General features: G+C 75.1%; 20 protein-coding genes. 16 read left to right on the top strand and 4 right to left on the bottom strand.

Annotated elements, in window-relative coordinates:
* Positions 1 to 363: 363 nt before the first annotated feature.
* From ABZ920_RS23980 to ABZ920_RS24015, 8 genes are all read left to right on the top strand, one after another.
* Positions 364 to 1,884: an FAD-dependent oxidoreductase gene (locus ABZ920_RS23980; protein ID WP_361508506.1), complete on the top strand. Its 1,521-nt coding sequence runs from the start codon at positions 364 to 366 to the stop codon at positions 1,882 to 1,884.
* A gap of 115 nt (positions 1,885 to 1,999) precedes the next feature.
* Complete coding sequence (locus ABZ920_RS23985) at positions 2,000 to 2,869, top strand: polysaccharide deacetylase family protein (protein WP_361508672.1); 870 nt, start codon at positions 2,000 to 2,002, stop codon at positions 2,867 to 2,869.
* A 17-nt stretch (positions 2,870 to 2,886) separates the two neighbouring features.
* The gene (locus tag ABZ920_RS23990) at positions 2,887 to 3,102 is read left to right on the top strand and encodes a hypothetical protein (RefSeq protein ID WP_361508509.1); all 216 of its coding nucleotides are present in this window, start codon (positions 2,887 to 2,889) and stop codon (positions 3,100 to 3,102) included.
* Between the two features lie 99 nt (positions 3,103 to 3,201).
* Positions 3,202 to 3,930, top strand: a complete 729-nt coding sequence (locus ABZ920_RS23995; RefSeq protein ID WP_361508512.1) for a peptidyl-tRNA hydrolase — start codon at positions 3,202 to 3,204, stop codon at positions 3,928 to 3,930.
* Positions 3,931 to 4,253: 323 nt separating this feature from the next.
* Positions 4,254 to 5,771 (top strand): DUF692 family multinuclear iron-containing protein, encoded by a 1,518-nt coding sequence (locus ABZ920_RS24000; protein WP_361508515.1) that lies wholly within the window; start codon positions 4,254 to 4,256, stop codon positions 5,769 to 5,771.
* Positions 5,772 to 6,122: 351 nt separating this feature from the next.
* Complete coding sequence (locus ABZ920_RS24005; protein WP_361508518.1) at positions 6,123 to 6,908, top strand: DUF4142 domain-containing protein; 786 nt, start codon at positions 6,123 to 6,125, stop codon at positions 6,906 to 6,908.
* A 95-nt stretch (positions 6,909 to 7,003) separates the two neighbouring features.
* A complete protein-coding gene (locus ABZ920_RS24010) occupies positions 7,004 to 7,771 on the top strand; it encodes a TIGR04222 domain-containing membrane protein (protein WP_361508521.1) in 768 nt (255 codons plus the stop codon).
* Positions 7,772 to 8,202: 431 nt separating this feature from the next.
* On the top strand, positions 8,203 to 9,846 hold the full coding sequence (locus ABZ920_RS24015) for an alpha/beta hydrolase (protein ID WP_361508524.1): 1,644 nt from the start codon (positions 8,203 to 8,205) through the stop codon (positions 9,844 to 9,846).
* Positions 9,847 to 9,888: 42 nt separating this feature from the next.
* Here the strand turns inward: ABZ920_RS24015 and hemQ are convergent, their stop codons facing one another.
* Both hemQ and hemG read right to left on the bottom strand, forming a co-directional pair.
* Entirely contained in the window at positions 9,889 to 10,620 is a 732-nt protein-coding gene (hemQ, locus tag ABZ920_RS24020) for a hydrogen peroxide-dependent heme synthase (protein WP_361508527.1), read from the bottom strand.
* Between the two features lie 4 nt (positions 10,621 to 10,624).
* Complete coding sequence (hemG, locus tag ABZ920_RS24025; protein ID WP_361508530.1) at positions 10,625 to 12,082, bottom strand: protoporphyrinogen oxidase; 1,458 nt, start codon at positions 12,080 to 12,082, stop codon at positions 10,625 to 10,627.
* A gap of 174 nt (positions 12,083 to 12,256) precedes the next feature.
* Here hemG and ABZ920_RS24030 point away from each other — a divergent pair, with 174 nt between their 5' ends.
* A complete protein-coding gene (locus tag ABZ920_RS24030; protein ID WP_361508533.1) occupies positions 12,257 to 13,276 on the top strand; it encodes a DUF4349 domain-containing protein in 1,020 nt (339 codons plus the stop codon).
* A gap of 27 nt (positions 13,277 to 13,303) precedes the next feature.
* On the top strand, positions 13,304 to 14,728 hold the full coding sequence (locus ABZ920_RS24035) for an FAD-dependent oxidoreductase (RefSeq protein WP_361508536.1): 1,425 nt from the start codon (positions 13,304 to 13,306) through the stop codon (positions 14,726 to 14,728).
* 478 nt (positions 14,729 to 15,206) lie between these two features.
* Here ABZ920_RS24035 and ABZ920_RS24040 read toward each other — a convergent pair whose 3' ends face one another.
* Positions 15,207 to 15,497 carry a hypothetical protein gene (locus ABZ920_RS24040; protein ID WP_361508538.1) on the bottom strand — a complete coding sequence of 97 codons (291 nt, stop codon included), beginning with the start codon at positions 15,495 to 15,497 and terminating at the stop codon, positions 15,207 to 15,209.
* 124 nt (positions 15,498 to 15,621) lie between these two features.
* On the opposite strand from ABZ920_RS24040, the gene ABZ920_RS24045 reads away from it, so the two are divergent.
* Positions 15,622 to 16,446: a rhomboid family intramembrane serine protease gene (locus ABZ920_RS24045; protein WP_361508541.1), complete on the top strand. Its 825-nt coding sequence runs from the start codon at positions 15,622 to 15,624 to the stop codon at positions 16,444 to 16,446.
* Between the two features lie 7 nt (positions 16,447 to 16,453).
* On the opposite strand, the gene hemE is transcribed toward ABZ920_RS24045, so the two are convergent.
* Positions 16,454 to 17,536 carry a uroporphyrinogen decarboxylase gene (gene hemE, locus ABZ920_RS24050; RefSeq protein ID WP_361508544.1) on the bottom strand — a complete coding sequence of 361 codons (1,083 nt, stop codon included), beginning with the start codon at positions 17,534 to 17,536 and terminating at the stop codon, positions 16,454 to 16,456.
* Positions 17,537 to 17,730: 194 nt separating this feature from the next.
* Between hemE and ABZ920_RS24055 the strand changes: the two genes are divergently transcribed.
* From ABZ920_RS24055 to ABZ920_RS24075, 5 genes are all read left to right on the top strand, one after another.
* Positions 17,731 to 18,357, top strand: a complete 627-nt coding sequence (locus tag ABZ920_RS24055) for a DUF3000 domain-containing protein (protein WP_361508547.1) — start codon at positions 17,731 to 17,733, stop codon at positions 18,355 to 18,357.
* Positions 18,358 to 19,027: 670 nt separating this feature from the next.
* Positions 19,028 to 19,690, top strand: coding sequence for a response regulator transcription factor (locus tag ABZ920_RS24060; protein ID WP_361508550.1), 663 nt, complete (start codon positions 19,028 to 19,030; stop codon positions 19,688 to 19,690).
* A 353-nt stretch (positions 19,691 to 20,043) separates the two neighbouring features.
* A complete protein-coding gene (locus ABZ920_RS24065; RefSeq protein ID WP_361508553.1) occupies positions 20,044 to 21,333 on the top strand; it encodes a ribonuclease D in 1,290 nt (429 codons plus the stop codon).
* Positions 21,334 to 21,878: 545 nt separating this feature from the next.
* Positions 21,879 to 23,105 carry an acetyl-CoA C-acyltransferase gene (locus ABZ920_RS24070; protein ID WP_361508556.1) on the top strand — a complete coding sequence of 409 codons (1,227 nt, stop codon included), beginning with the start codon at positions 21,879 to 21,881 and terminating at the stop codon, positions 23,103 to 23,105.
* On the top strand, positions 23,102 to 25,231 hold the full coding sequence (locus tag ABZ920_RS24075) for a 3-hydroxyacyl-CoA dehydrogenase NAD-binding domain-containing protein (RefSeq protein ID WP_361508559.1): 2,130 nt from the start codon (positions 23,102 to 23,104) through the stop codon (positions 25,229 to 25,231). Before ABZ920_RS24070 ends, ABZ920_RS24075 begins: the two co-directional genes overlap by 4 nt.
* The last annotated feature ends 193 nt before the right edge of the window (positions 25,232 to 25,424 follow it).

Raw genomic sequence — 25,424 nt, forward strand, 5'->3', positions numbered from 1 at the left:
GGCCGACGACCAGGCCACCGGCCGAGGAGCGGACACGACCGACAACCGCGCGCAGACCCGGCCCACCGGCCCCACCCCGAGCCGCAGCGCACGCCCGGCTTTCCCCATGAGGGTGCGGGGTCTTGACGTGTGAGGGTGCGGGGCCTTGACGCGGCGCCCGTGCGCGCGGCGGACGGCACCCCTGCGGACGGCCGGGGGGAGCCCGGCCGAACCGGTCCCGGAGGAACTCCGGAGGAACGGGTCCGGCCGCCGCCGCGGGCGCGCCGGTTCCGGCCGCCACCACGGCGGCCGGAACCGGTGGCGACGGCGTGTATCCGCGCACGACCGCACGGTGAGCGGCCTCCGACGGGGTATCCGGAGCCCATGAGCGAGCTCCCGCACGTCCGTGGTTCGTACTGGCTCCAGACGGCGCCCGGCCCGTCCCGTCCCACCCTGGAGGAGGATCTGCACGTCGACGTGGCCGTGATCGGCGCCGGGGTGGCCGGGCTGAGCGCGGCCCACGAGCTGGCGCGGGCCGGACGTCAGGTGGCGGTGCTGGAGGCGCACCGGGTGGCGGCCGGCGTCACCGGGCACACGACCGCCAAGCTGACCGCGCTGCACACGCTGATCTACGACAGGCTGCGGCGCACACGCGGACCGGAGGCCGCGCGGCTGTACGCCCGTTCGCAGTCCGAGGCGATCGAGCACGCGGCGGCGCTCGTGGACGAACTGGGCATCGAGTGCGAGTGGGAGCGCCGCAGCGCCTTCACCTACGCCTGCGACGCGGGCCGCGTGGACGAGCTGCGGGCCGAGGCGGAGGCCGCGCGGGAGGCCGGGCTGCCCGCCTCGTTCGTGACGGAGACGGGTCTGCCGTACCCGGTGGCGGGCGCGGTCGAGGTGACGGACCAGGTGCAGTTCCATCCCCGCAAGTACCTGCTGGCCCTCGCCGACGACCTGGTCGCGCGCGGTGGGCAGGTGTACGAGAACACCACCGTGCTCGGGCTGGAGGAGGACGGGCCGTGCCGGCTGGCCACCGCGACGGGGGCGACCGTGACCGCCCGCGACGTCGTGGTGGCCACGCACTACCCGGTCTTCGACCGCGCCCTGCTGTTCACCCGCCTCTCCCCGCGCCGGGAACTGGTCGTCGCCGGGACGATCGACGCCGGCCGCGACCCGGGCGGCATGTACATCACCCCCGACGAGAACACCCGCTCGGTCCGCACGGCGCCGCACCAGGAGCCCGGGAAGCGGCTGCTCGTCGTCACCGGTGAGCGCTTCACACCGGGCACCGGCGACACCCGGGCCGGTTTCGACCGGCTGGCCGCCTGGGCCGGCGAGCACTTCCCCGGCGTCGCCCTGACCCACGCCTGGGCCACCCAGGACAACGACCCGACCGACACGGTGCCCCTGGTCGGGCTGCTGCACCCCGGCGCCCGGCACACGTACGTCGCCACCGGCTTCGGCGGCTGGGGCATGAGCGGCGGCATGATGGCCGGGCGGCTGCTGACAGCGCTGATCACCGGCCAGGACAGCCCTTGGCGCGAGCTCTACGATCCGCGCCGGCTGCTCTCCACCGTGCGGGAGGCACCGTCGTTCCTGAAGCACCAGGCCCAGGTCGCCCGCCACTTCGTCGGCGACCGGCTGCGGCCCGTGCCGCCCGTCGAGGCGGTCCCCCCGGGAGAGGGCGCGGTGGTCCGCGCGGGCGGCGACCGCGTCGCCGTCTACCGCGACGAGGAGGGCCGCACGCACGCCGTGTCCGCCCGCTGCACCCACATGGGCTGCCTGGTCTCCTTCAACGCGGCGGAGCGCGCCTGGGAGTGCCCCTGTCACGGGTCGCGCTTCGACACGGACGGCAAGGTGATCCAGGGCCCGGCGACCCGGCCGCTGGAGCCGCGGGAGGTGTGAGGCGGCGCCACGGAGGGACTGCGCGCGGACGTCGGCGGGGTGCCCGGCCGGGCGGGTGACCCCGCCGCCGCGCCGCCGTTCATATGACCGGTGACCGCCCTACGGTCTTCCGGTGATCCCCTGTGGACGACTTGTACGACTCGTACGACTGGTGACGGCCGTCGGTGCCCTGGGAGCCTCCCTCGCCGCCTGCGGCCCCGCGCAGGCTCCCGCTCCGGGGGCGAGCGGGAGCCGTCCGGCTCCGGCGCGGCCCACGCCCTCACCCGCCCGGCCCCCGTCCCTCGCCCCCGGCCCCGCGGGGCTCACCCCCGTCTTCACGCACGGCCCGCGCACGCGGGGCCGGACGGTCGCGTTCACCTTCGACGCCGACATGACCGCCGACCAGGGGGACCGCGCGGCGTCCGGCGAGCACTTCGACAACCCGGCGCTCCTCGCCACGCTGCGCGCGCTGAAGGTGCCCGCCACCGTGTTCATGACGGGCCGCTGGGCCGAGCAGTACCCCGACCAGGCCCGCTCCATCGGCCGCGATCCCCTGTTCGAGCTCGCCAACCACTCCTACAGCCACTACGCGTTCACCGGCGACTGCTACGGCCTGCCGACCGTGTCCGCGGACCGCATGCGCTCGGAGGTGGAGCGGGCCTACGCCGCCTTCCGCGCGGCGGGCGTACCGCACCCGATGCCGTACTTCCGCTTCCCCGGCGGCTGCTACGACGACCGGGCGCTGCGCGCGCTCGGCGGGCTCGGTGTCACGGCGGTGCAGTGGGACGTGGTCAGCGGCGACGCGTTCGCGACGGACGCCGACGCGGTGGCCCGGCAGGTGCTGGACGGCGTGCGGCCGGGGTCGGTGGTGGTGATGCACTGCACCCGCAGCGCCGCGCCGACCACCGGGCGCGTCGTGCGGACGGTCGTCCCGGAGCTGCGCCGGCGGGGCTTCCGCTTCGTGAAGGTGTCCGAGCTGATCGGGGCCGCCGCCGGGCGGCCGTGACCTCCTACGCTGGAGTCATGAGTGACGACCGCACGGACGACTACTGCTCCGGCCCGGCCGGGCCGTACGGCAGCGCCCCGCACCCGCCGGAGGCAGCGGGGGGCGACGGGCCGCCGTACGCGGAGTGCGTGCTGTGCCGGGAGCCCACGGAGTACCCGGAGTCGTACAAGGGGATCACCCTGTGCCCCGTCTGCGAGTGGCAGGAGGCCCAGCGCACCGCCTGCTCCGGGTGACCCGCGCCCGGTCCGCACGGTGAGCGCGCAGGTCATGGCCACCGTGGGTGCGCCGGGCGGCGGACGGGCGCGCAGCTCGCGCCTGGCACACTGGGGGCCGTGAGCACCGACCAGACCACCGCACCCGCCGGCCCCGGGGACAGCCCCTTCCGATCCGAGCCGGGCGCGCGCGACCAGGCCCCGCAGTTCGTGCTGCCGCTGGTCGTCCGCGTCGAGCGGGCCGCTCCGCCGGCCCGCACCGACGCGCTGGAGACCGCCGCGCGGGCGGTGCTGGTGATGCTGAGCGACGAGCGGTCGCTGGGCGAGGGCGAATGGGCCCAGGCGGTGCGGGACTGGCAGGACGCCCGCATCCGCAAGGTGGTGCGGCGGGCGCGCGGTGCCGAGTGGCGGCGCGCCGAGGCCCTGCCCGGCATCACGGTCACCGGCCGGACGGCCGAGGTGCGGGTCTGCCCGCCCGTCCCGCTGGACGGCTGGCCCAGGGACCTGGCGAAGCTGCAGGTCTCCGGCACCGACCTCGACGACCCGGAACCGCCCGCGGAGGCGGACCGCTCCGCTCCGGTGCTCTGGACGAGCCCCGAGCTGGACATGTCCGCCGGCAAGGCGATGGCCCAGGCCGGGCACGGCGCCCAACTGGCCTGGTGGGAGCTGCCGGACGAGGAGCGCGCCGCCTGGCGGGACGCCGGCTTCCCGCTCGCCGTGCGCACCGCGGCCCCCGGCGAGTGGCGCGAACTGACCGCCAGCGGGCTGCCGGTGGTGCGCGACGCGGGCTTCACGGAGATCGCGCCCGGCTCCTGCACGGTGGTCGCCGACCACCCGGCGCTGCGGTGAACGCCGGTCCGTGACCCGTCCCTGAGCACCCCGGCCGCCGCCGGGTGTTACGCCGGTACCCGACCCGCCCCCGAACACCCCGACCGCCGCCGGGTGAACGCCGGGTGCCTTCCGTGCGTACCTCCGGGCGGCACCCGGAGGCGCGTGCCGCGGAACCTCAAATGTTGCTCTGAACGTGCGGTGGGCGCGGTTCGCCGCGGGCTGCCGGGGCCATACCCCCGTCAGCCGGGACGGCCGCGCCGGGGGGCGGCCGACCGGTCCCGCCGGGGGGACGGGCACGGGAATCGGGGGAGGCCGGGGGACGGCCGCTGGAGGAGGGGACCATGGGGCGACTGGGAACGGGCATCGGCTGGCGGCCGGAGATCGCGGACGCGGTGGAGCGCATGCCGGGTCTCGACTGGGTCGAGGTCGTGGCCGAGAACGTGTGCCCCGGACACCTCCCCGAGTCGCTGCTGCGACTGCGGGCCCGGGGCGTCACCGTGGTGCCGCACGGGGTCTCGCTCGGTCTCGGCGGGGCCGAGCGACCGGACGAGGGGCGGCTGCGGGCCCTCGCCGAGCGGGCCGAGGCGCTCGGCTCCCCGCTCGTCACGGAGCACATCGCCTTCGTCCGGGCGGGCGGACCGCTGACCGCCTCGCCGCGCCTGGAGGCGGGGCACCTGCTGCCCGTGCCGCGCACGCGGGACGCCCTCGACGTGCTCTGCGAGAACGTCCGCATCGCTCAGGACGCCCTGCCGGTGCCGCTCGCCGTGGAGAACATAGCCGCGCTGCTGGCCTGGCCGGGTGAGGAGATGAGCGAGGGGCAGTTCCTGTACGAACTGGCCGACCGCACGGGGGTGCGGCTGCTGATCGACGTGGCCAACCTGCACACCAACCACGTCAACCGCGGCGAGGACCCGGCGGGGGCACTCGCGGAGCTGCCGCTCGAAGCCATCGCCTACGTGCACGTGGCGGGCGGCTTCGAGCGGGACGGCGTCTGGCACGACAGCCACGCCCACCCGGTGCCGCAGCCGGTCCTCGACATCCTGACCGACCTCGCCTCGCGCGTCGCGCCGCCGGGAGTGCTGCTGGAGCGGGACGAGAACTTCCCCGCGCCGGCCGAGCTGGAACGGGAGCTGGGCGCGATCGGGGAGGCCGTGGCGAAAGGACGGGCGGCGACCGCGGCAGAGCCGGCCGGCCGGGCCGAGCCGACCGGCGCCGCGGCCGGGGCACGAGACGCCACGCCCGCGGCCCGGCGAACCGGCACCGGGGCCGAGGCGGGCGCCGGGCCGGAGTCCGGCGTCCGGCCCGACGCCGGCGTCGGGCTTGAGGCCGGCGTCGGGCTTGAGGCCGGCACTGGGGCGAAGACCGGCATCGGGCTTGAGACCGGCATCGGGCCTGAGGCAGCCGCCAAGGGCTGCCTCGGGCGCGGGGTCCGCCCGGCCGCCGAAGCCGCCCGGCAGCGGCTCGCGCTCGGGCAGACCGCGCTGCTGTCCGCGCTCGTCGCCGGGACCCCCGTGCCGGAGGGCTTCGACCGGGCGCGGCTGACGGTGCAGTCGAGGGCGCTGGCGTCGAAGCGCGCGGATGTGGTGGCCAAGATCGCTCCGGAGCTGCCGGTGATCCTCGGGGAGGGCTACCGGCCCGCGTTCCTCGCGTACGCGCAGGGACACCCCATGACCGGCGGCTATCGGCGTGACGCGCTGGACTTCGCGAGCTTCCTGCTGCTCGCCGGGCAACCGGAGGACGCGGCGGCCCGGCGCGAGCTGCGGGAGTGGTGGCTGGACCGGTCCGGACCGGCGCCCCGGTCACCGCACCCGGCGGCCCGCCTGGCCCGGGCGACCCGGCGGGTACTCCTGCGCCGGTGAACGAACGGGCGGCGTTGCGCCGCTGAGCCGACCCCCGCCGATGCGACCGACGACGCCCCCGGCACGGCCCGCCGGGAAGCATCCCCGCCCGGCCCCCATCCGCAAGCAGCCGGTGCCGGTCGACGGGGCCGTGTGCCCCGATGGACACGACCCGGGCGGCCCGCGATCGGCCGTCCGGGATTGTCGTCGTCTGTCTGCCCACGGGGTTCTGGAACCGCCGCCGCACCCGCCCCATAGGCCTCTGATGCCCTCTTGGTACCCGCTCGGGGCCGTCCCGTCGCCCGCAGTAATATGCCAACCCCCGTCATTCCCCGAAGCGCACTGACGTGCGGTGCCGCACAAGGAGGCACCATGCGACCGCGACCGCCTGTTCCGGGCCGAGGCGTCCTCAGCGGTACCGGGATCATCGTCGGCGGACTGGCCGCGACCCTCGCGGCGCTGTTCTTCCCGCTCTGGTCGTACGCCGACCGCTCCGGCCCTGGGGTCTCCGCGGACACGCTGAGCTCCCGGAGCGTGGCGACGCCGTACGGGCCGCTGTCCCCCCAGGACCGCGACTTCGTCACCAAGGTCCGGCTGGCCGGCCTGTGGGAACTGCCCGCGGGTGAGCAGGCGCAGCGCAAGGGGACCACGCGGGCCGTGCGGACGGCGGGCGAGCACCTCGTGCGGGGCCACACCTTCCTGGACGAGCGGGTCCGCGACGTCGCCGCCAGGCTCGGCCTGGGGCTGCCCAACGAACCCACCGCCCAGCAGCGGAAGTGGCTCGCCGGCCTGAGCGCGGCGCGGGGCGAGGAGTACGACCGCACGTTCGCCAACACCCTGCGCCTCGCGCACGGCCGGGTGTTCTCGCTCGTCGCCCAGGTCCGCGTGAGTACGCAGAACTCGCTGGTGCGCGCCCTCGCCGACGACGCCAACACGACGGTGCTGGACCACATCGAGGTCCTGGAGGCCACCGGGTTCGTCGACTTCGCCGCCCTGGCCCGCGAGTCGGCCCCGAGCGGCGGTCCCTCCGCCGCCGGCCCGGCGGGCGATCCGCCCGCGACCGCGGGACCCGGCGACGTGATCCCCGTCGCCCCGTCCGTGTCTCCCTCGTACCCGATGCCGCCGGCCGCCTCCAGTCCGCCCCCGTCCGGGCCCTGACCTCGCCGAACGGACGGCCCGTCACCCCTCGGCCACCGTCCGGATGGTGAACAGGGCATGGTGTTCTCCTGGATGTCTGGCATAGAAACACCGGCATGGTGTGGGTCCTTCTCCTGCTGCCGGCCTGGGCCGTCGCCGGCATCGCGTGCGCCCGGCTGTGCCTGGCCGCCGTACGCGCGGCCGCCGACGACGTGACCGCGGGCGGGGAGCGCGAACTGACGCTCCACGAGGCGGCGTTCCTCTCCGGCGGTCCCGGCCGGGTCGTCGACCTGACCCTCGTCACCATGGCGCGTGAGCGCCGGCTGCTGCTCGCGCACACCGGCTGGGCGACGGTCGTCGACCCGTGCGGTCAGGACGAGTGGGAGCGGTGCGTCATATCGGCGATCGGCCCGGAGGGGCAGTCCCGGATCGCACCCGTGCGGGCGGCGACGGCCGCCGCGGACGCGGTGCGCGGGCTCGCCGACCGGCTCGTCCGCGCCGGTCTCGCCGTGCCGGACGGGGCGCGGACGACCGTCGCGGCGGGGGTCCGCCAGGTGCGGGCCGCCGCCCTGGCCGTCCTCGCGCTGGGCGTGACGGCGCTGCTGACGCCCCTGTCGGCCGGGGTGCCGCGTCATCTGGTCGCTCTCTGGTTCGCACTCCCCCTCACGCTCGCCCTCAGCTGCCTCGCCCTCGCCCGCATCGAGGTGCACCCGTACGCGCGGTGGGCGTCCCCGGCCGGGCAGCGGTTGCTGGGCGCCCTGGACCGGCGCGTGAACGGCGCGGGCGACGAGCGCGCGTATCTGGCCCGCGTCGCCGTGCGCGGCATCCGCGCGGTCGGCGAGGCGGACCTCCGCGCGGCGTTCGCGCACCGCGACCGGCCCTGACGGACCGACAAGCGCCGTGCGACGGCAGCGGACCGCCGCCACGCACGGCAGCACGCGGGCGGCGACCGCCCGGACCGCACGGGAGCACGCCGACGGCGACCGCCCGCACCGCGCAGAGGTCCCGTCTGTGGCGGCCACCCGCAACCACAGGGGAGCCCCCCGGCCGTCCTCCGCCCGCCCCGCTCAGAAGCACACCGGCCGCCACCGCCCACCCCGCGCAGAAGCGCACCGGCCGCGACCCCGCACCGCACGGGAACACGCCCGTGGCGACCGCTGCGGCTCGTGGCCGCACGGGCGGGCACTGCCCGGTGCGGGCGCCCTCGGGGGGCGCATCGGCGCACCGGCGGCGACACGGCCGGGTGGTGCTTGCCTTCCCCGGACGGCGTACGAAACATCCCTTTTGTCGCTGCCGTGCTCCGAAGGGATACACCATGAGAGCCGCCGCCGTCCGCTCGGCCGCCGGGGTCCTGGTCCTGACCGCCCTCGCCGCCGCACCGGCAGCAAACGCGAGCGGCGTCCCCGCCACCGGCGGCGTCCCCGGCGCGGCAGAACTGCGGGGCACGGCGGTGGCCGCCGCCCGCGCCCGCGCGGCCGGCATCCGCTTCGGCACGTGCGCCGGCGCACCGGAGGTGCCGGGCACCGTGCGGTGCGGCACCGTGTCCGTGCCGCTCGACTACGCACGTCCCGACGGCAGGCAGATCAGGATCACGGTCAGCCGGGCGCGGGCCACCGGCGGGGATCGGCACGACGGCGGGCGCCGGGTCCCCCGCCAGGGCGCCCTCGTCTACAACCCGGGCGGCCCGGGCGCCTCCGGCATGCCCTTCCCGCTGATCGGGGCGCTGCCCCAGTGGAAACGCGTCGCGGCCGCCTACGACCTCGTCGGCTACGCCCCGCGCGGGGTGGGCCGTTCCGCGCCGGTGTCCTGCGAGGACCCCGCGCACTTCCGGCGGGGGCCCTCCCCGGCGCCGGCGCACCCGTCGGAGGCGTACAAGAAGGAGCGGGTCGCGCGGGCGAAGGCGTACGCCCGCGGCTGCGCGCGGCGCACGGGCGGGGACCTGCGGTACTACACCTCCCTCAACAACGCCCGCGACCTGGACGTCCTGCGCGCCGCGCTCGGCGAGGACCGGCTGACGTTCCTGGGCGCCTCGTACGGCACCTACTTCGGCGCCCTGTACGCGACGCTGTTCCCCTCGCACGTGCGGCGGATGGTCTTCGACTCGGCGGTCAACCCCGACCCGGCCCGGATCTGGTACCGCGACAACCTCGCCCAGTCGGCCGCGTTCGAGGGGCGCTGGGCGGACTTCCGGCGCTGGGTGGCCCGGCACCACGGCGTGTACCGGCTCGGACGCACCGCCGAGCAGGTGCGGGCGAGCTACGAACGGGCGCGGACGCGGCTCGCCGCCCGGCCCGCGGGCGGCACGGTCGGGCCGGGGCAGTTGCAGAGCGCGTTCCTGCAGGCCGGGTACTTCGACGACGCCTGGCCGGCCACGGCCGCGGCCCTGTCGGCGTATCTGAGGGGCGACTCGCGGCCGCTGGTCGAGCTGGCCGCGCCGCGCCGGGAGGCGGCCGCCGGGGCGGAGAACGCCGACGCGGTCTACACGGCCGTGGAGTGCAACGACGCTCCCTGGCCGACGGACTGGTCGGTGTGGGACCGGGACAACACCCGGCTCGCGCGGGTGGCGCCGTTCGAGACGTGGGCCAACGTGTGGACGAACCTGCCGTGCGCCTACTGGCCGGTACCCCGGCAGCGGCCCCTGGACGTGCGGACCGCCCCGGGCGAGCTGCCCCCGACGCTCGTCCTGGCGGCCGAGCGGGACGCGGCCACGCCGTACGACGGCGCCCTGGAACTGCACCGGCGGCTGGCCGGCTCGGTCCTGGTGACCGAACGGGGCGCGGGCACGCACGGTGTCGCGGGCGGCGGGAACCGTTGCGTCGACGCCCACCTGGAGGCGTACCTGCTGGAGGGCCGGCTCCCGGGGCGGCACGCGGTCTGCGCGCCGCGCCCGGAACCGCGGCCCCAGAAGCCGGGCGCCCCCTCCGCCCGGAAACCCCGGGGTGAGCACTCGCTCCGGTAGTCCCCGGCGGCCGGGGACTGCGGGCCCAGTGGGCCCGCCGGATCAGGCGAGGCCCGCGACCAGCTCCGCGACGTCCTTGCGGCGGCCCGTGAAGAACGGGACCTCCTCACGGACGTGCATGCGCGCCTCGGAGGCGCGCAGATGACGCATGAGGTCGACGATGCGGTGCAGCTCGTCGGCCTCGAAGGCGAGGATCCACTCGTAGTCGCCGAGGGAGAAGGAGGCGACCGTGTTGGCGCGCACGTCCGGGTAGCCGCGGGCCATCCTGCCGTGGTCGGCGAGCATGCGGCGACGGTCCTCGTCCGGCAGCAGGTACCAGTCGTAGGAGCGGACGAAGGGGTAGACGCTGACGTAGTCGCGCGGCGTCTCGTCGGCGAGGAAGGCCGGGATGTGCGAGCGGTTGAACTCGGCCGGGCGGTGCAGGGCCATGTTCGACCACACCGGCTCCAGGGCGCGGCCCAGCCTGGTGCGGCGGAAGAGGCTGTACGCCTCCTGGAGCTGGTCGCTGCTCTCGGCGTGCCACCAGATCATGAGGTCGGCGTCGGCGCGCAGGCCCGACAGGTCGTACGTGCCGCGGACGGTCACGTCCTTGGCGGCGAGCTGGTCGAACAGCTCCTGGACCTCGTCGGCGTAGCCCGCGCGGTCCTCGGGCAGCACGTCCTTCAGCCTGAAGACGGACCACAGCGTGTAGCGGATGACCTCGTTGAGGTCCTTGGCCAGCTTGCCCTTGTTCGGGATCCTGCCGGACTCGGTGGTGGGGGCGTCGTCACTCATGGGGCTATTCTCCCGCTCCGCCGTGCAGGCTCTGCACCGGGTGGGCGGTGAGCTCGTCGACACCGCGCGGGTCGCCGTCCAGCTGGTCCACGGCGGCGTACGCGCTCGCGATGCAGGCGGGGATGCCGACGCCGTCGTAGACCGCGCCGCAGACGGCGAGGCCGGGCAGCCCGGCGACGTGCTCGCGGATGCGGGCCACGCGCGCGTGGTGGCCGACGGGGTACTGCGGCAGGCCGTCGGTCCAGCGGGTGACGCGGGTCCGGAGCGGCTCGGCGTCCAGTCCGGTGGCCTCGCGCAGGTCGTGCCGGGAGACGTCGACGAGGTCGGCGTCGTCGCGCTGGAGGATCTCCGTCTCGCCGTACCGTCCCACGGACGTGCGCACGACGACCACGTCCGGGTCCTCCTCGGCGATCCAGCCCCACTTCCGGGAGGCGAACGTGGAGGCCTTGATGGTCCGCCCGTCGACCGGCGGGACCAGGAAGCCGCTGCCCTCGGGGAGGTCGGCCTCGGCGCGCCGGTAGGCGAGGGTGACCAGGGCCATGGAGGCGTACTCGACGGCCCCCAGCTCGGCGGCGGCCCCGGGCGACTCGGCGCGCAGCAGTGCGGCGGCGGCGGGCGCGGGGACGGCGACGACGACGGCGTCGGCACGCAGCACACGGTCGCCTGCGGTGACGCGCCAGCCGCCGTCCGCGCGGCGGCGCAGCTCCGTGACGGGCGCCTCCGTGACGATCTCCCCGCCGCGCCGGCGCACCGAGTCGGCGACCGCGAGCGGCAGCCGGCCCACACCGCCCTCGATGCCCGTGAAGAGCGGGCCGGTCTGCTGAGCGGCCGCGGCCTCGGCCTGCACGGCGCGTACGGCCTCGGTCAGGGAGTCGTGCTCGCGGGCCGCCCGGAACAGCTGGGGAACCGCCGAGCGCATCGAGATGCGGTAGGCGTCACCGGCGTAGACCCCGCCGAGCAGCGGCTCGACCAGGCGGTCGACGACCTCGCGGCCCAGGCGTGCCGCCACGTACTCGCCGACCGCCACGTCGTCGCCGATCTCCGTGCGGGGCAGCCCGGCGTCGCGCCCGATGCGGCGCAGGCCCTCCTCGGACAGGACGCCGGCGAGGGCGGAGGCGGTGCCGGGGACGCCCATGACGTGGCCCTTGGGCATGGGGCGCAGGGCGCCGCGGGTCCAGATCGAGGCGGTGGCGGTGGCCGGCGGCCGCAGCCGGTCCGTGAGACCCACCTCGCGGGCGAGGGTCACCGCCTCGGGGCGGCGGGCGAGCATCGACTCGGCTCCGAGGTCCACGCGGACCCCGGCGATCTCGCCCGGCAGCAGCTTGCCGCCGACGCGGTCCGAGGCCTCCAGCACGGTCACGCGCGCCCCGCGTTGCAGCAGGCGGTGCGCGGCGGCCAGTCCCGCGATGCCGGCTCCGACGACGACGACGACGTGCCGCGTGCTCGTACCCGTTGCGCTCATGTCCCCCACTCTCTCAGACGGCTGCGTCCGGCCCCGGCGGCGGTCCTGCCGCCCGGTGTCCGTCACGAGTCCCGACCGTGACCGCATCGGAACCGGGGCAGGCCAACGTCCCGGACGGCCCGGGAGTCGAAGAGGAGACAGCCCAGTCCGTCACCACGTCACGGGGGTACGCCCATGCGCGCACGACGTTCCGTCCGACCCGTCCGGGCCCTGGCCGGGTTCCTGCTCGCCTCGGCGCTCGCGCTCGCCGGATGCGGCGCGGGCGACTCGGACGGCAGCGCGTCGGGCAAGGGCGCGGGCAGCGCGGCGCGGCAGGAGAAGGACGGCGCGGGCCTGTCCGGCGACGGAAAGGGCGCCGGGGGCTCCGCGGGCGCCCGGTACGGCGGCGCGAAGGCCACCGGATCGCCGCAGCTCACGACGAGCCGCATCGTCCGCACCGCCTCGCTGACCGTGCAGGTCGACGACGTGCCGAAGGCCCTCGCCGCGGCCCGCGCCGACGTGCTGGCCGCGGGCGGTTACGTCGGTGACGAGACCACCACCCGCGACGGGGACGACGAGGAGCGCACCCGTGTGGTCCTGCGCGTGCCCACGGGCGCCTTCGACACGGTGCTCGCCGGCCTGGCGGGCACCGGCAGGCTGCTGGACCGCACGGTGAAGGCGGAGGACGTCACCGGCCAGGTCGTCGACGTCGACAGCCGCATCCGGTCCCAGCGCGCCAGCGTCGCCCGGGTGCGCGCCCTGATGGACCGGGCCACGCGGATCGACGACGTGGTCACCCTGGAGGGCGAGCTCAGCCGTCGCCAGGCGGACCTGGAGGCGCTGCTGGCCCGGCAGGCGTCCCTGAAGGACCGCACCAGCCTGGCCACGATCACCCTGTCGCTGTCGCGGACGCCGGTGCGGCCGGCCGCGCACGACGAGGAGCCCGGGTTCGGGGACGCCCTGGCGGGCGGCTGGCACGTCTTCGTCACCGTGGTGCGCTGGCTGGTGCTGGCCCTCGGCGCGGTCCTGCCGTTCGCCGTGACGGCGGCCCTCGCCGTCGTGCTGTGGCGGAAGGTGGTGCGGCCCCGCCTGCCGCGCCGCCCGGCCGCGTCCGATCCGGCGGTGCCGGGCCCTTTCCCGATGGTCGCGCCGGCGCCCCGGGTGGCCCCGGAGCCGTCCGGCCCGGGGACGGCGGAGCCGGGTGAGCACCGCTGACGCCGGCGGGGGCCGTAGCGTGTCCGCATGAGGATGAGCCGTGCGAGGGGTACGAGAGAGCGACTGGTCGTGATCGGCGGCGACGCCGCGGGGATGTCCGCGGCGTCGCAGGCGCGCCGGCTGCGCGGGCCCGGCGAACTGGAGATCGTCGTGTTCGAGCGGGGCCACTTCACCTCGTTCTCGGCGTGCGGCATCCCGTACTGGGTGGGCGGCGACGTCGTCGAACGGGACCGGCTGATCGCCCGCACGCCCGAGGAGCACCGCGCCCGGGACATCGACGTGCGCCTGCGCACCGAGGTCACCGAGATCGACGTCCCCGGGGGCCGGGTGCGCGCGCGGGACGTCGACACCGGCGCCGAGTCCTGGACGCCGTACGACAAGCTCGTGATCGCGACCGGCGCCCGGCCCGTGCGCCCCGACCTGCCCGGCGTCGACGCACCCGGCGTGCACGGCGTGCAGACGCTGGACGACGGCCAGGCGCTGCTGGACACCCTGGCCCGGCTGCGGGACCGCGCGGACGGCGGGGCCGAGGGCCGGCGTGCCGTGGTGGTCGGCGCCGGCTACATCGGTGTGGAGATGGCCGAGGCGCTGATCAAGCGCGGGTACGACGTGACGGTCGTCAATCGCGGCGAGGAGCCGATGGCCACGCTGGACCCGGACATGGGCCGCATGGTGCGGAAGGCCATGGAGGGGCTGGGCGTCACCATGGTCAACGGCGCCGAGGTGACCAAGATCCTGACCGGTGACGACGGCCGGGTCGGGGCCGTGGGCACCGAGGACGCCGAGTTCCCGGCGGACGTCGTCGTGCTCGGCATCGGCGTGCGCCCCGAGACCGCCCTCGCCGCCGCGGCGGGCCTGCCGCTCGGCCCGCACGGCGGGCTGCTCACCGACCTGGCCATGCGGGTGCGGGGCCACGAGAACATCTGGGCGGGCGGCGACTGCGTCGAAGTGCTCGACCTGGTCTCCCGGCAGGACCGGTACGTCCCGCTGGGCACGCACGCCAACAAGCACGGCCAGGTCATCGGCACCAACGCCGGCGGCGGCTACGCCACCTTCCCGGGCGTGGTCGGCACCGCGGTGAGCAAGGTGTGCGACCTGGAGATCGCGCGCACCGGCCTGCGCGAGAAGGACGCGCGCCGCGCGGGCCTGCAGTTCGAGACGGTCACCATCGAGTCGACGAGCCGCGCGGGCTACTACCCCGGCGCCTCCCCCATGACGGTCAAGATGCTCGCCGAACGCCGCACCGGCCGCCTCCTCGGCGTCCAGATCGTCGGCCGGGAGGGAGCGGCCAAGCGGGTCGACATCGCGGCGGTGGCCCTCACGGCCGGGATGACGGCGGAGCAGATGACGGCCCTGGACCTGGGGTACGCCCCGCCGTTCTCACCGGTGTGGGACCCGGTCCTGGTGGCGGCGCGCAAGGCGGCGGCGAAGGTGGGCCGGGGCGTCGGCTGAGCGGCGGCGGTTCCGCTCCGGCGAAGAGGCGGCTGCGGGACGCGGCCCGCCTCCCGCAGCCGTTCCAGGGGCTGCCCGGCGGATCGGGCCGGCGGAACAGGCGGCCGCCCGCGGCCCACGCGCGGGGTGCGGTGCGTGCGGCCGCAAGGCGGGAGCAGGGTGTCGACGCGGAGCGCCGGCGACCGGCGGCCCTGCCGCGCACGGGCGCGCCGGACCCCGCGCCGCCGCCGGCGGAGCCAGTGCCGCGACAGACTGCGTTCGCCCCGTCGCGGCACCCGGCACGCTCCCCCAAGCTCTCGGCTCCGCTCGAGCAGGGGGTACCCCCACCAAGCTCTCGGCTCCGCTCGACCAGGGGGTACCCCCACTCGCCGCAGCGGCCGAAAGCCCCGGTACATCCAATACGAGGGCGTCCGGCCGGCACCCCGAGAGCACGCACCGGACGCCGCTCCTCGACGGGCAGACGTTGCCTGCCGCGGCACTAGGCCGTCCCGTTCAGCCTCGGCAGCGACGACACCGACGCCGCGCCGGCAGCCGTCGCCGCCGACGGCTGCTCACCGGCCGGCCTGGCGTGGGCGGCCGGCGGCCGGGCGGACCGCAGCCGGTGGCTGACGGCCTCGTCGAGGGTCACCGGCCGCTTCATCTGCGCCGCCAGCCGTCCGGCCTCCTGGCCGAGCCTGGCGACGTCCTCCCACGGCAGGTGCAGCACCAGGGCGATCTCCGCCTCGCCGTCGGGCAGGGCGTGCATCGGTGGGGTGACACGGTCGCTCATCGCCTGTCCTCACGTCGTCCCCGCGGCCCGCCTTCGCCGGGTCCCGGGCGGTTGAGGAGACATACGCACGCGGCGGCGAGGACGTTCACCGATTCGCCCGGCCCATCGGGGGCACTACTCCCCCGTGGTCATACCCGTTCATGACGTGAACCCGGTGCGGAGCACCCCCTGGGTGACGTACGCCCTCCTCGCCGTGAACATCGCGGTGTTCCTCTTCACGCCCGGCCTCGCGGGGTCCGTGGCGGGCGACGGCAACCTGGCCCAGCTCTGCCACCTGCATGCCTTCATGGAGCACTGGGCCGCGGTGCCGCGAGAGCTGATCCACGGTCAGATGCCGCGGCTGGTGCCGACCGGCGCGGTCGGCGTGGGCCCGCAGGGGCCGGGGTGCGTGGTGGGGCCGCCCGTCTACGACAAGTCCCCCGCGCTGTCGGTGTTCACGGCGATGTTCCTGCACGGCGGCTGGCTGCACCTGCTGGGCAACATGCTCTTCCTGTGGATCTTCGGCAACAACGTCGAGGACCGCATGGGGCACGTGCGGTTCTTCGCGTTCTACGTCGTCTGCGGCTACGCGGCGGGCTACGGCTTCGCGCTGCTCAACGCCGGCTCGGCCGAGCCGCTGATCGGCGCGTCCGGGGCGATCGCCGGGGTCCTCGGCGCCTACCTGGTGCTGTATCCCAGGGCCCGGGTCTGGGTGCTGGTGCCGTTCCTGATCTTCCTGCCGCTGCGCCTGCCGGCCTGGCTGGTGCTCGGCTTCTGGTTCGCCCTGCAGGCGGTGTACTCCTCCGGCGAGGGCGTCTCCGCCGCGGGGACGGTGGCCTACACGGCCCACGTCGCCGGTTTCGTGGTGGGCATGCTGATCGCGCTGCCGCTGCGCCCGGGCACGCCCCCGCCGCCGGAACCGCGCGGCCTGCTCTTCGGCAGGCAGGCGCGGCCCCGGCAGACGTGGTGAGAGCGCGTCAGCGGGCGGTCCGCGTGTGCACGTACTCGGTGAGCCGGGTCAGCGCGTCCGGGTCCGTCGTCGGCAGCACGCCGTGGCCGAGGTTGAAGACGTGGCCCTCCAGGCCCGCGGCCGCGTCCAGGACCTCCCGGGTCTTCGCCTCGACCGCCTCCGGGGAGGAGAACAGCACGGCCGGGTCGAGGTTGCCCTGCAGCGCCTTGCCGGGGCCGACGCGGCGGACGGCCTCGTCGAGGGGCACGCGCCAGTCGACGCCGACGACGTCCGCGCCGGCCTGGCCCATGAGGCCCAGCAGCTCGCCGGTGCCGACGCCGAAGTGGATGCGCGGGACGCCGTACCCGGCGACGGCCTCGAAGACCTTGCGGGAGGCGGGCAGCACCGAGCGGCGGTAGTCGGCCGGGGCGAGCGCGCCGACCCAGGAGTCGAAGAGCTGCACGGCGCTCGCGCCTGCCTCGATCTGCACCCTGAGGAAGGCGGCGGTGATGTCGGCGAGGCGGTCGAGAAGGTCGGCCCACAGCTGCGGGTCGCCGTACATCAGCGCCTTGGTGTGCTCGTGGTTGCGGGACGGGCCGCCCTCCACGAGGTAGCTCGCGAGGGTGAACGGCGCTCCCGCGAAGCCGATCAGCGGGGTGGCGCCGAGCTCGGCGGTCAGCAGGCCGATCGCCTCGGTGACGTAGGAGACGTCCTCGGGGGTGAGGTCGCGCAGCCGCGCCAGGTCCGCGCGGGAGCGGATCGGCTGCTCGACGACCGGGCCGATGCCGGGCTTGATGTCCAGGTCGACGCCGATGGCCTTCAGGGGCACGACGATGTCGCTGAAGTAGATCGCCGCGTCCACACCGTGCCGGCGCACCGGCTGGAGCGTGATCTCGGTGACCAGCTCGGGCCGCATGCAGGACTCGAGCATCGGGACGCCCTCGCGCACCTTGCGGTACTCCGGCAGCGAGCGCCCGGCCTGCCGCATGAACCACACCGGCGTGTGCGGCACGGGCTCGCGCCGGCACGCCCTGAGGAAGGCGGAGTCGTACGTGGCTTTCGGCGGCGACGGCTGCGGCTGCCGGCCCGCGGGGGTCTCGTTGGCACTCACAGGGGCAAGTCTCGCACGGCGCCGGAGGGCCGCCGGCCGCGGTCCGCGCCGTCCGGCGGCGGCGCGGCCCCCCGCTCCGGGCCGCCGAACCGCGCGGCCGGGTGGGGTGTCTTGCCCTGCACGACGGCCCGGTTCCCCTTAATCTTCCCGGCATGGCTGCGGCTCAGGGACGACGGTCGGACGACGCTGGCGGAATGGACGACGGGAAGGAGGGGGACGGCCATGGGAGCAGTGCGGTTCCGTTGCCCTTCCGGGCCGCCGTCGACGCGCTGAGGACCGCCCGGCTGCGGCCGCAGGTCGAGATCGAGCAGGTGCCCGCGCCGCAACGGCTCGCCCCGTTCGCCCACGCCCTGGAGGCCGCGGTCGTCGACGGCGACCAGGACCTGGCCGACGGGCGTCTGGTGCTGCTGCACGACCCGGCCGGACACGACGCCTGGCGGGGCACCTTCCGGCTGGTGACGCTGGTGCGCGCGGAGCTGGAGGCGGAGATGGCCGCCGACCCGCTGCTGCCGGACGTGTGCTGGTCGTGGCTGACCGGCGCGCTGCAGGCGCGCGGCCTCGCCTTCGGCGAGCCGAGCGGTACCGTCACGCGTGCGAGCTCCCACTACTTCGGCGGGCTGTCCGCCCGCCCGGCCGCCTCGCAGATCGAGATCCGGGCCTCCTGGACGCCCCGGGAGAGCCTGGGCGGTGCCCCGGACACCGCCGCCCACCTCGCGTCCTGGTGCGACCTGCTCGCCCAGGTCGCGGGCCTGCCGCCGGCCGGGCCGGGCGACGCCTCGGTGGTGACGCTGCCGCAGCGGCGCGGCCCGCAGTCCCGCTGAGCCGGCCCGGCACGCAGTCCCGCTGAGCCGGCCCGGCCCGGGGACGCCCGGTTCCCGGACGCGCGGGCCGAGCAGCCGGCCGGCTGAGCGCCGGGGCGTCCCGTCCGTCCGGACCGGTGGACCGCCGGTCCCGTGCCTCCCGTCCCCGGCCCGCCCGGCCTCCGGAGCTGCCCGCGCCTCGCCGTGCTCCCGGGGGTTCCAGGGCCTCCCGGACCTCCCGGACCTCCCGGACCTTCGGGGTCTCCCGCACCTCCTTAAGCCTCTCGGGTCTCCATGGACCTCCCAGGTCTCTCGGGTCCCCCCCTCGGGCCTCCCGGGCCTCCCGGGCGTCCCGGCCCCGGCGAGCTCTTGGCCTCTTGACCGCTTGGCTTTTCGACTTCTTACCCTCTTGTCCGACCTTCGCGGGGTCGCCCCACCGGCTCGTTGCCGTGTCTTTGTCGATACGGCCACATTCGGGCTCGAATCGAACCCGAACGGCCGCGACCGAACCGATTCGATCTTCGGGCGATCGCTCAGGTGTCCGAATTGCACGCATTCTTACTCACCAGATCGTGATCATTCTCTAAAGGACAACAGGTTTGCTGCCGAAGACGACTGTGACCTTGAAAGCACGGTTCGTCCCGGCTTCATCCCCACAAGCCGGCCCCGTCCCCCCACCCCAGGAGGCCTGGTGTCCGTTCTCCTCGAGCAGCCCTCAAGCCTGGTCGCCTACCGCCCGAACAAGCCGACCGCCATGGTCGTCGTGGCGGACCCGCGCGTCCGGTCCACCGTCACCCGTCATCTGTGGGCGCTCGGAGTCCGCGACGTCATCGAGGCGTCGTCCATCGCCGAAGCCCGTCCCCGCGTCGGCAGCCCTCGGGACATCTGTGTCGCCGACGTCCACCTGCCCGACGGCTCGGGGCTCACCCTGCTGTCCGAGACCCGTGCCGCCGGCTGGCCCAACGGGCTGGCCCTGTCCGCCGCCGACGACATCGGCGCCGTTCGCAACGCCCTCGCGGGCGGAGTGAAGGGCTACGTCGTCACCGGCACCCGCACCAACCTCGGGCTCCCCTCCCGACCCGGTGCCGCTCCCATCGGCGCCGCCGCCGCGCGCCTGCACCGCCGCCCCCCGGGTGCCCCGAGCCACCCGGGCGGCTACCGCGAGCTGTCCGGCCGCGAGGTCGAGGTGCTGCGGCTGGTCGCCGAAGGCCAGTCGAACAAGGCGATCGGCGTCTCGATGGGCCTGTCCGCGCTGACCGTCAAGAGCCACCTCGCCCGCATCGCCCGCAAGCTCGGCACGGGAGACCGCGCCGGCATGGTCGCGGTGGCCCTGCGGACCGGCATCATCCACTGACCATCCTTCCCGTCACCCGTCAGCCGTCACTCATCACCCGTACGAAGCAACCCGTCCCGAAACTTTTCCCCCACCGGCGACCGCCCGCGACGGAGCCCCTGAGGACCAGCCCGTCCTGATCATCCCCTTCGTCCCCCCTTCTCCCTCCTCCCCCGCGCCGCCCTCTTCACCGAGCCGCCGAAGAGCCGCGACGCCCCACCGGCGCGACCGGGACCGGCCGTCGGTTCCGCAGCGTCCCACCCGCCGGTCGTGAACCGGACGTGTCACCCAGCTGACCGGTTCACGACCCTCCGGCGCCCGTCGACGGAACGTTCCGTCGGCGGGCGCCGTCCATGCACGGATACTCTTGACATGTGACCGACGCCCAAAAGACCGCAGCAGACAGTCCACTGCGAACCACCGGGGGCGCCCCTCCGGACGACGGCGGACCTTCTGGCACAGGGGCGCCGATCCCGTTGCTCGAGCCGCGCGAGGGCATCCCGCCCGTCGTCGCCGACGAGGCCGCGCTCGCCGAGGTGGTCGCCGCCTTCGCGGCCGGCTCCGGCCCCGTCGCCGTCGACGCCGAGCGCGCCTCCGGCTACCGCTACGGCCAGCGCGCCTATCTGGTGCAGCTGCGCCGGCAGGGCGCCGGCACCGCGCTGATCGACCCCGTCGCCTGCCCCGACCTGTCCGGGCTCGGCGACGCCCTGTCCGGGGTGGAGTGGGTGCTGCACGCGGCCACTCAGGACCTGCCGTGCCTGCGGGAGATAGGCATGCGGCCCACCCGGCTGTTCGACACCGAGCTGGCCGGCCGGCTCGCCGGGTTCCCCCGTGTGGGGCTCGGCGCCATGGTCGAGGGAGTGCTCGGCTTCGTGCTCGAGAAGGGGCACTCCGCCGTCGACTGGTCGACCCGCCCGCTGCCCGAGCCGTGGCTGCGCTACGCCGCCCTCGACGTGGAACTGCTCGTCGACCTGCGGGACGCCCTGGAGAAGGAGCTGGACCGGCAGGGCAAGCTGGAGTGGGCCCGGCAGGAGTTCGACGCGATCGCCTCGGCCCCGCCGGCCGAGCCGCGCAAGGACCCCTGGCGGCGCACGTCCGGGATGCACAAGGTGCGGCGCAGGCGGCAGCTGGCCGTCGTCCGCGAGCTGTGGCAGACCCGGGACCGGATCGCGCAGCGGCGCGACGTCTCGCCGGGGAAGGTGCTCGGGGACGCGGCGATCGTCGAGGCCGCCCTCGCCCTGCCGTCGAACGTGCACGCGCTCGCCGCGCTGAACGGGTTCGGGCACCGCACGGGCCGGCGCCAGCTGGAGCAGTGGCAGGCCGCGGTGGACCGCGCCAAGGCCCTGCCCGACGCCGAGCTGCCGCAGCCCGGCCAGCAGGTGACCGGGCCCCCGCCGCCGAGGGCGTGGGCCGACAAGGACCCGGCGGCGGCCGCCCGGCTGTCGGCGGCCCGGGCCGGTGTGTCGGCGCTGGCCGAGCGGCTCTCCATGCCGCAGGAGAACCTCGTCGCGCCGGACACGGTGCGCCGGCTGTGCTGGGAACCGCCGAAGGACGCCGACGCCGCGTCTGTGGCGGCGGCCCTCGCCGGATACGGCGCGCGGCCCTGGCAGGTCGAGCAGGTGACGCCGGTCCTGGTGGAGGCGCTGGCCGCCGACGGCGCGTAGGGGCTGTCCGGCGGGTCACGCCGGACCGCCGGGCGATCCGGGTGGCTCGCGGTCCCGGACCGCCGGGCGATCCGGGTGGCTCGCGGTCCCGGACCGCCGGGCGATCCGGGTGGCTCGCGGTCCCGGACCGCCGGGCGATCCGGGTGGCTCGCGGTCCCGGACAGCCCCCGGGGCCGGCTGCGTCGGCGCTCGCCGGCCGGGGCGGCGGCACGGCCACGGGTCTCGCCGCCCGCGGGCGGCCGCGCCGCGGGACTCGGCGTCCGGCGGGCCGTGCGGCGGACCCGCTGGGCCGGTCGTGCGGTTTCCCGTGGTCCTTTCCAGGCGCGCCGACCCCCCGTTCCTCGCGGGGAGAGCCCGCGACGGAGCAGAATCGTCGGGACCCCGCCCGGACCCGGCTGGTCGGCCCTGCCGCGGAGGTGTGACGTTCGCCGCTCCCCCCGGGGGGACTGTGCAGCTACGTTACCCACAAGTAGCATGAACCTGAGCGCGCGCTCAGCGGTTGCGCGTCGCAGCAGTGCCATCCCGCACCCTGGAGGAGAGCCATCGTGCCTCGTACCGTCAGGGACGTCGTCTTCGTCGACGGCGTCCGCACCCCGTTCGGCAAGGCGGGCCCGAAGGGCATCTACCACGAGACCCGCGCCGACGACCTCGTCGTGAAGGCGATCCGGGAGCTGCTGCGCCGCAACCCGGGTCTCGACCCGAAGACGGTCGACGAGGTCGCCATCGCCGCGACCACGCAGATCGGCGACCAGGGCCTGACCATCGGCCGCACCGCCGGCATCCTCGCGGGCCTGCCCACCTCGGTGCCCGGCTACTCGATCGACCGCATGTGCGCGGGCGCGCTGACCGCGGTCACCACCGTCTCCGGCTCCATCGCCTTCGGCGCGTACGACGTCGCCATCGCGGGCGGTGTCGAGCACATGGGCCGCCACCCGATGGGCGAGGGCGTCGACCCGAACCCGCGCTTCGTCAGCGAGAAGCTGGTCGACGAGTCGGCCCTGTTCATGGGCATGACCGCGGAGAACCTGCACGACCGCTACCCGCAGATCACCAAGCTGCGCGCCGACGAGTACGCCGTGCGCTCGCAGGAGAAGGCCGCCAAGGCGTACGCCAACGGCAAGATCCAGCAGGACCTGGTGCCGGTCTCCGTGCGCCGCACCACCCCCGAGGCCGGCGAGACCGGCTGGGGCCTGGTCACCGCCGACGAGCCGATGCGCCCGGGCACCACGCTGGAGAACCTGGCGAACCTCAAGACGCCGTTCCGCGTCCACGGCCGGGTCACCGCGGGCAACGCGGCCGGTCTGAACGACGGCGCCACCGCCTCGGTCATCGCCTCCGAGGAGTTCGCGCGCGAGAACGGCCTGCCGGTCAAGATGCGCCTGGTCTCCTACGCCTTCGCCGGTGTGGAGCCCGAGGTCATGGGCTACGGTCCGATCCCGGCGACCGAGAAGGCGCTGGCCAAGGCCGGGCTGTCCATCTCCGACATCGGCCTGTTCGAGATCAACGAGGCGTTCGCCGTCCAGGTGCTGGCCTTCCTCGACCACTACGGCATCGCCGACGACGACGAGCGCGTCAACCAGTACGGCGGCGCGATCGCCTTCGGTCACCCGCTGGCCTCCTCCGGCGTCCGCCTGATGACGCAGCTGGCCCGCCAGTTCGAGGAGCACCCCGAGGTCCGCTACGGCCTGACCACCATGTGCGTCGGCTTCGGCATGGGCGCCACGGTCGTCTGGGAGAACCCGCACTTCGAGTCCGCCGGAGGCGACAAGTGAGCACCACCGCTGAGCTGTTGAAGGGCGCGGCCGAGCTGTTCCCGGGCGAGGTCGTCACGACCGCGCACGTACGCCACTTCGACCTGCCGCTGGGCGCCGGGCGTTTCGCCCTGATCACCCTCGACAACGGCCTGGACCACACCAAGCCGACCACCTTCGGACCGCAGTCGCTGGCGAACCTGAACACCGCCGTCGACCAGGTCGAGAAGGAGGCCGCGGACGGGGAGATCGTCGGCGTCGGCATCACCGGCAAGCCGTTCATCTTCGCCGTCGGCGCCGACCTCAAGGGCGTCGAGCTGCTCAAGGAGCACGAGCACGCGCTCGCCATCGGCAAGGGCGGCCACGAGGTCTTCAAGCGCCTGTCGAAGCTGGCCGTCCCGACCTTCGCCTACTACAACGGCGCGGCCATGGGCGGTGGCGTCGAGGTCGGCCTGCACTGCACCTACCGCACGGTGTCCGCGGCCCTCCCGGCGTTCTCGCTGCCCGAGGTCTTCCTGGGCCTGGTCCCGGGCTGGGGCGGCTGCACGCTGCTGCCGAACCTGATCGGCGCCGACAAGGCCGTCTCGGTCATCATCGAGAACTCGCTCAACCAGAACAAGCAGCTCAAGGGCAAGCAGGTCTACGAACTGGGCATCACCGACGCCCTGTTCGAGGGCGCCGACTTCCTGGAGCAGTCGCTGATCTGGACGGCGGCCGTCCTCAAGGGCGAGATCGTCGTGGACCGCCCGGTGATCGACCGCGGCGAGGCCTGGGACCAGGCCGTCGCCCGGGGCCGCGCCATCGCGGACAGCAAGGTGCACGGCGCCGCTCCGGCCGCCTACCGCGCCCTCGACATCATCGCCGCCGCCAAGGACGGCGACCTGCAGGCGGGTTACGACGCCGAGGACCAGGCCCTCGCGGACCTGATCATGGGCGGCGAGCTGCGCGCCGGCATTTACGCCTTCAACCTGGTGCAGAAGCGCGGCAAGCGCCCCGCGGGCGCCCCGGACAAGAGCCTGGCCCGCCCGGTCACCAAGGTCGGTGTCGTCGGCGCCGGTCTGATGGCCTCGCAGCTCGCCCTGCTGTTCCTGCGCCGCCTGGAGGTGCCGGTCGTGCTGACCGACATCGACCAGGAGCGCGTCGACAAGGGTGTGGGCTACGTCCACGCCGAGATCGACAAGCTGCTCGGCAAGGGCCGCATCAGCCAGGACAAGGCCAACCGCCTGAAGGCCCTCGTCACCGGTGTGCTGGACAAGGCCGAGGGCTTCGCGGACGCGGACTTCGTCATCGAGGCCGTGTTCGAGGAGATGGGCGTCAAGCAGAAGGTGTTCGCGGAGGTCGAGGCCGTCGCCCCGGCGCACGCGATCCTCGCCACCAACACCTCCTCGCTGTCGGTGACGGAGATGGCGTCGAAGCTGCAGCACCCCGAGCGGGTCGTCGGCTTCCACTTCTTCAACCCGGTCGCCGTGCTGCCGCTGCTGGAGATCGTCCGCGGCGAGCAGACCGACGACGCCTCGCTGGCCACGGCGTTCGGCGTCGCCAGGAAGCTGAAGAAGACCGCGGTGCTGGTCAAGGACGCCCCGGCGTTCGTCGTGAACCGCATCCTGACCCGCTTCATGGGCGAGATCCAGAACGTCATCGACGAGGGCACTCCCGTCGAGGTGGCGGAGAAGGCGGTGGAGCCGCTCGGCCTGCCGATGTCCCCGCTGGTGCTGCTGGAGCTGGTCGGCCCGGCGATCGGCCTGCACGTCTCCGAGACGCTGCACCGGGCGTTCCCGGACCGCTTCACGGTCTCGCCGAACCTCAAGGCGGTCGTCGAGGCGGGCAAGCGCGGCTTCTACGTCTACGACAGCGGCAAGCCCGAGCTGGACCCGGAGGTCGCCGCGCTGCTGAAGCAGGGCGGCACCGTCCTCACGGAGGAGCAGGTCCGCACCCGCGTCCTCGACGCGGTGGCCCAGGAGATCGGCCTGATGCTGGACGAGGGCGTCGTCGCCGAGGCCCAGGACATCGACCTCTGCCTGATCACGGGCGCGGGCTGGCCCTTCCACCTGGGCGGCATCACGCCGTACCTGGACCGCGAGGGTGTCTCCGAGCGGGTGAACGGCAAGCGGTTCCTGGCGCAGGGCGTGGCGAGCGTCCCGGCGTAACCGCCCCCGCGCGCGGCTGTACGGTGCCCGGCACACCGGTGGGTGTGCCGGGCACCGTCGTGTCCGCGTCCCGTCCGGTCCCCTGCGCGGGTCCTCGCTGGCCCCCGTGACCGACGCGTGGGCCAAGCCGGGCCGGGCAGGACCGAGTTGGGCGGTACGGCGCCGGGCCGAGGTGGGCGGGGCGGCGGCGGAC

The organism is Streptomyces sp. NPDC046831 (assembly GCF_040645305.1).
In the GTDB taxonomy this organism is placed as follows: Bacteria; Actinomycetota; Actinomycetes; order Streptomycetales; family Streptomycetaceae; genus Streptomyces.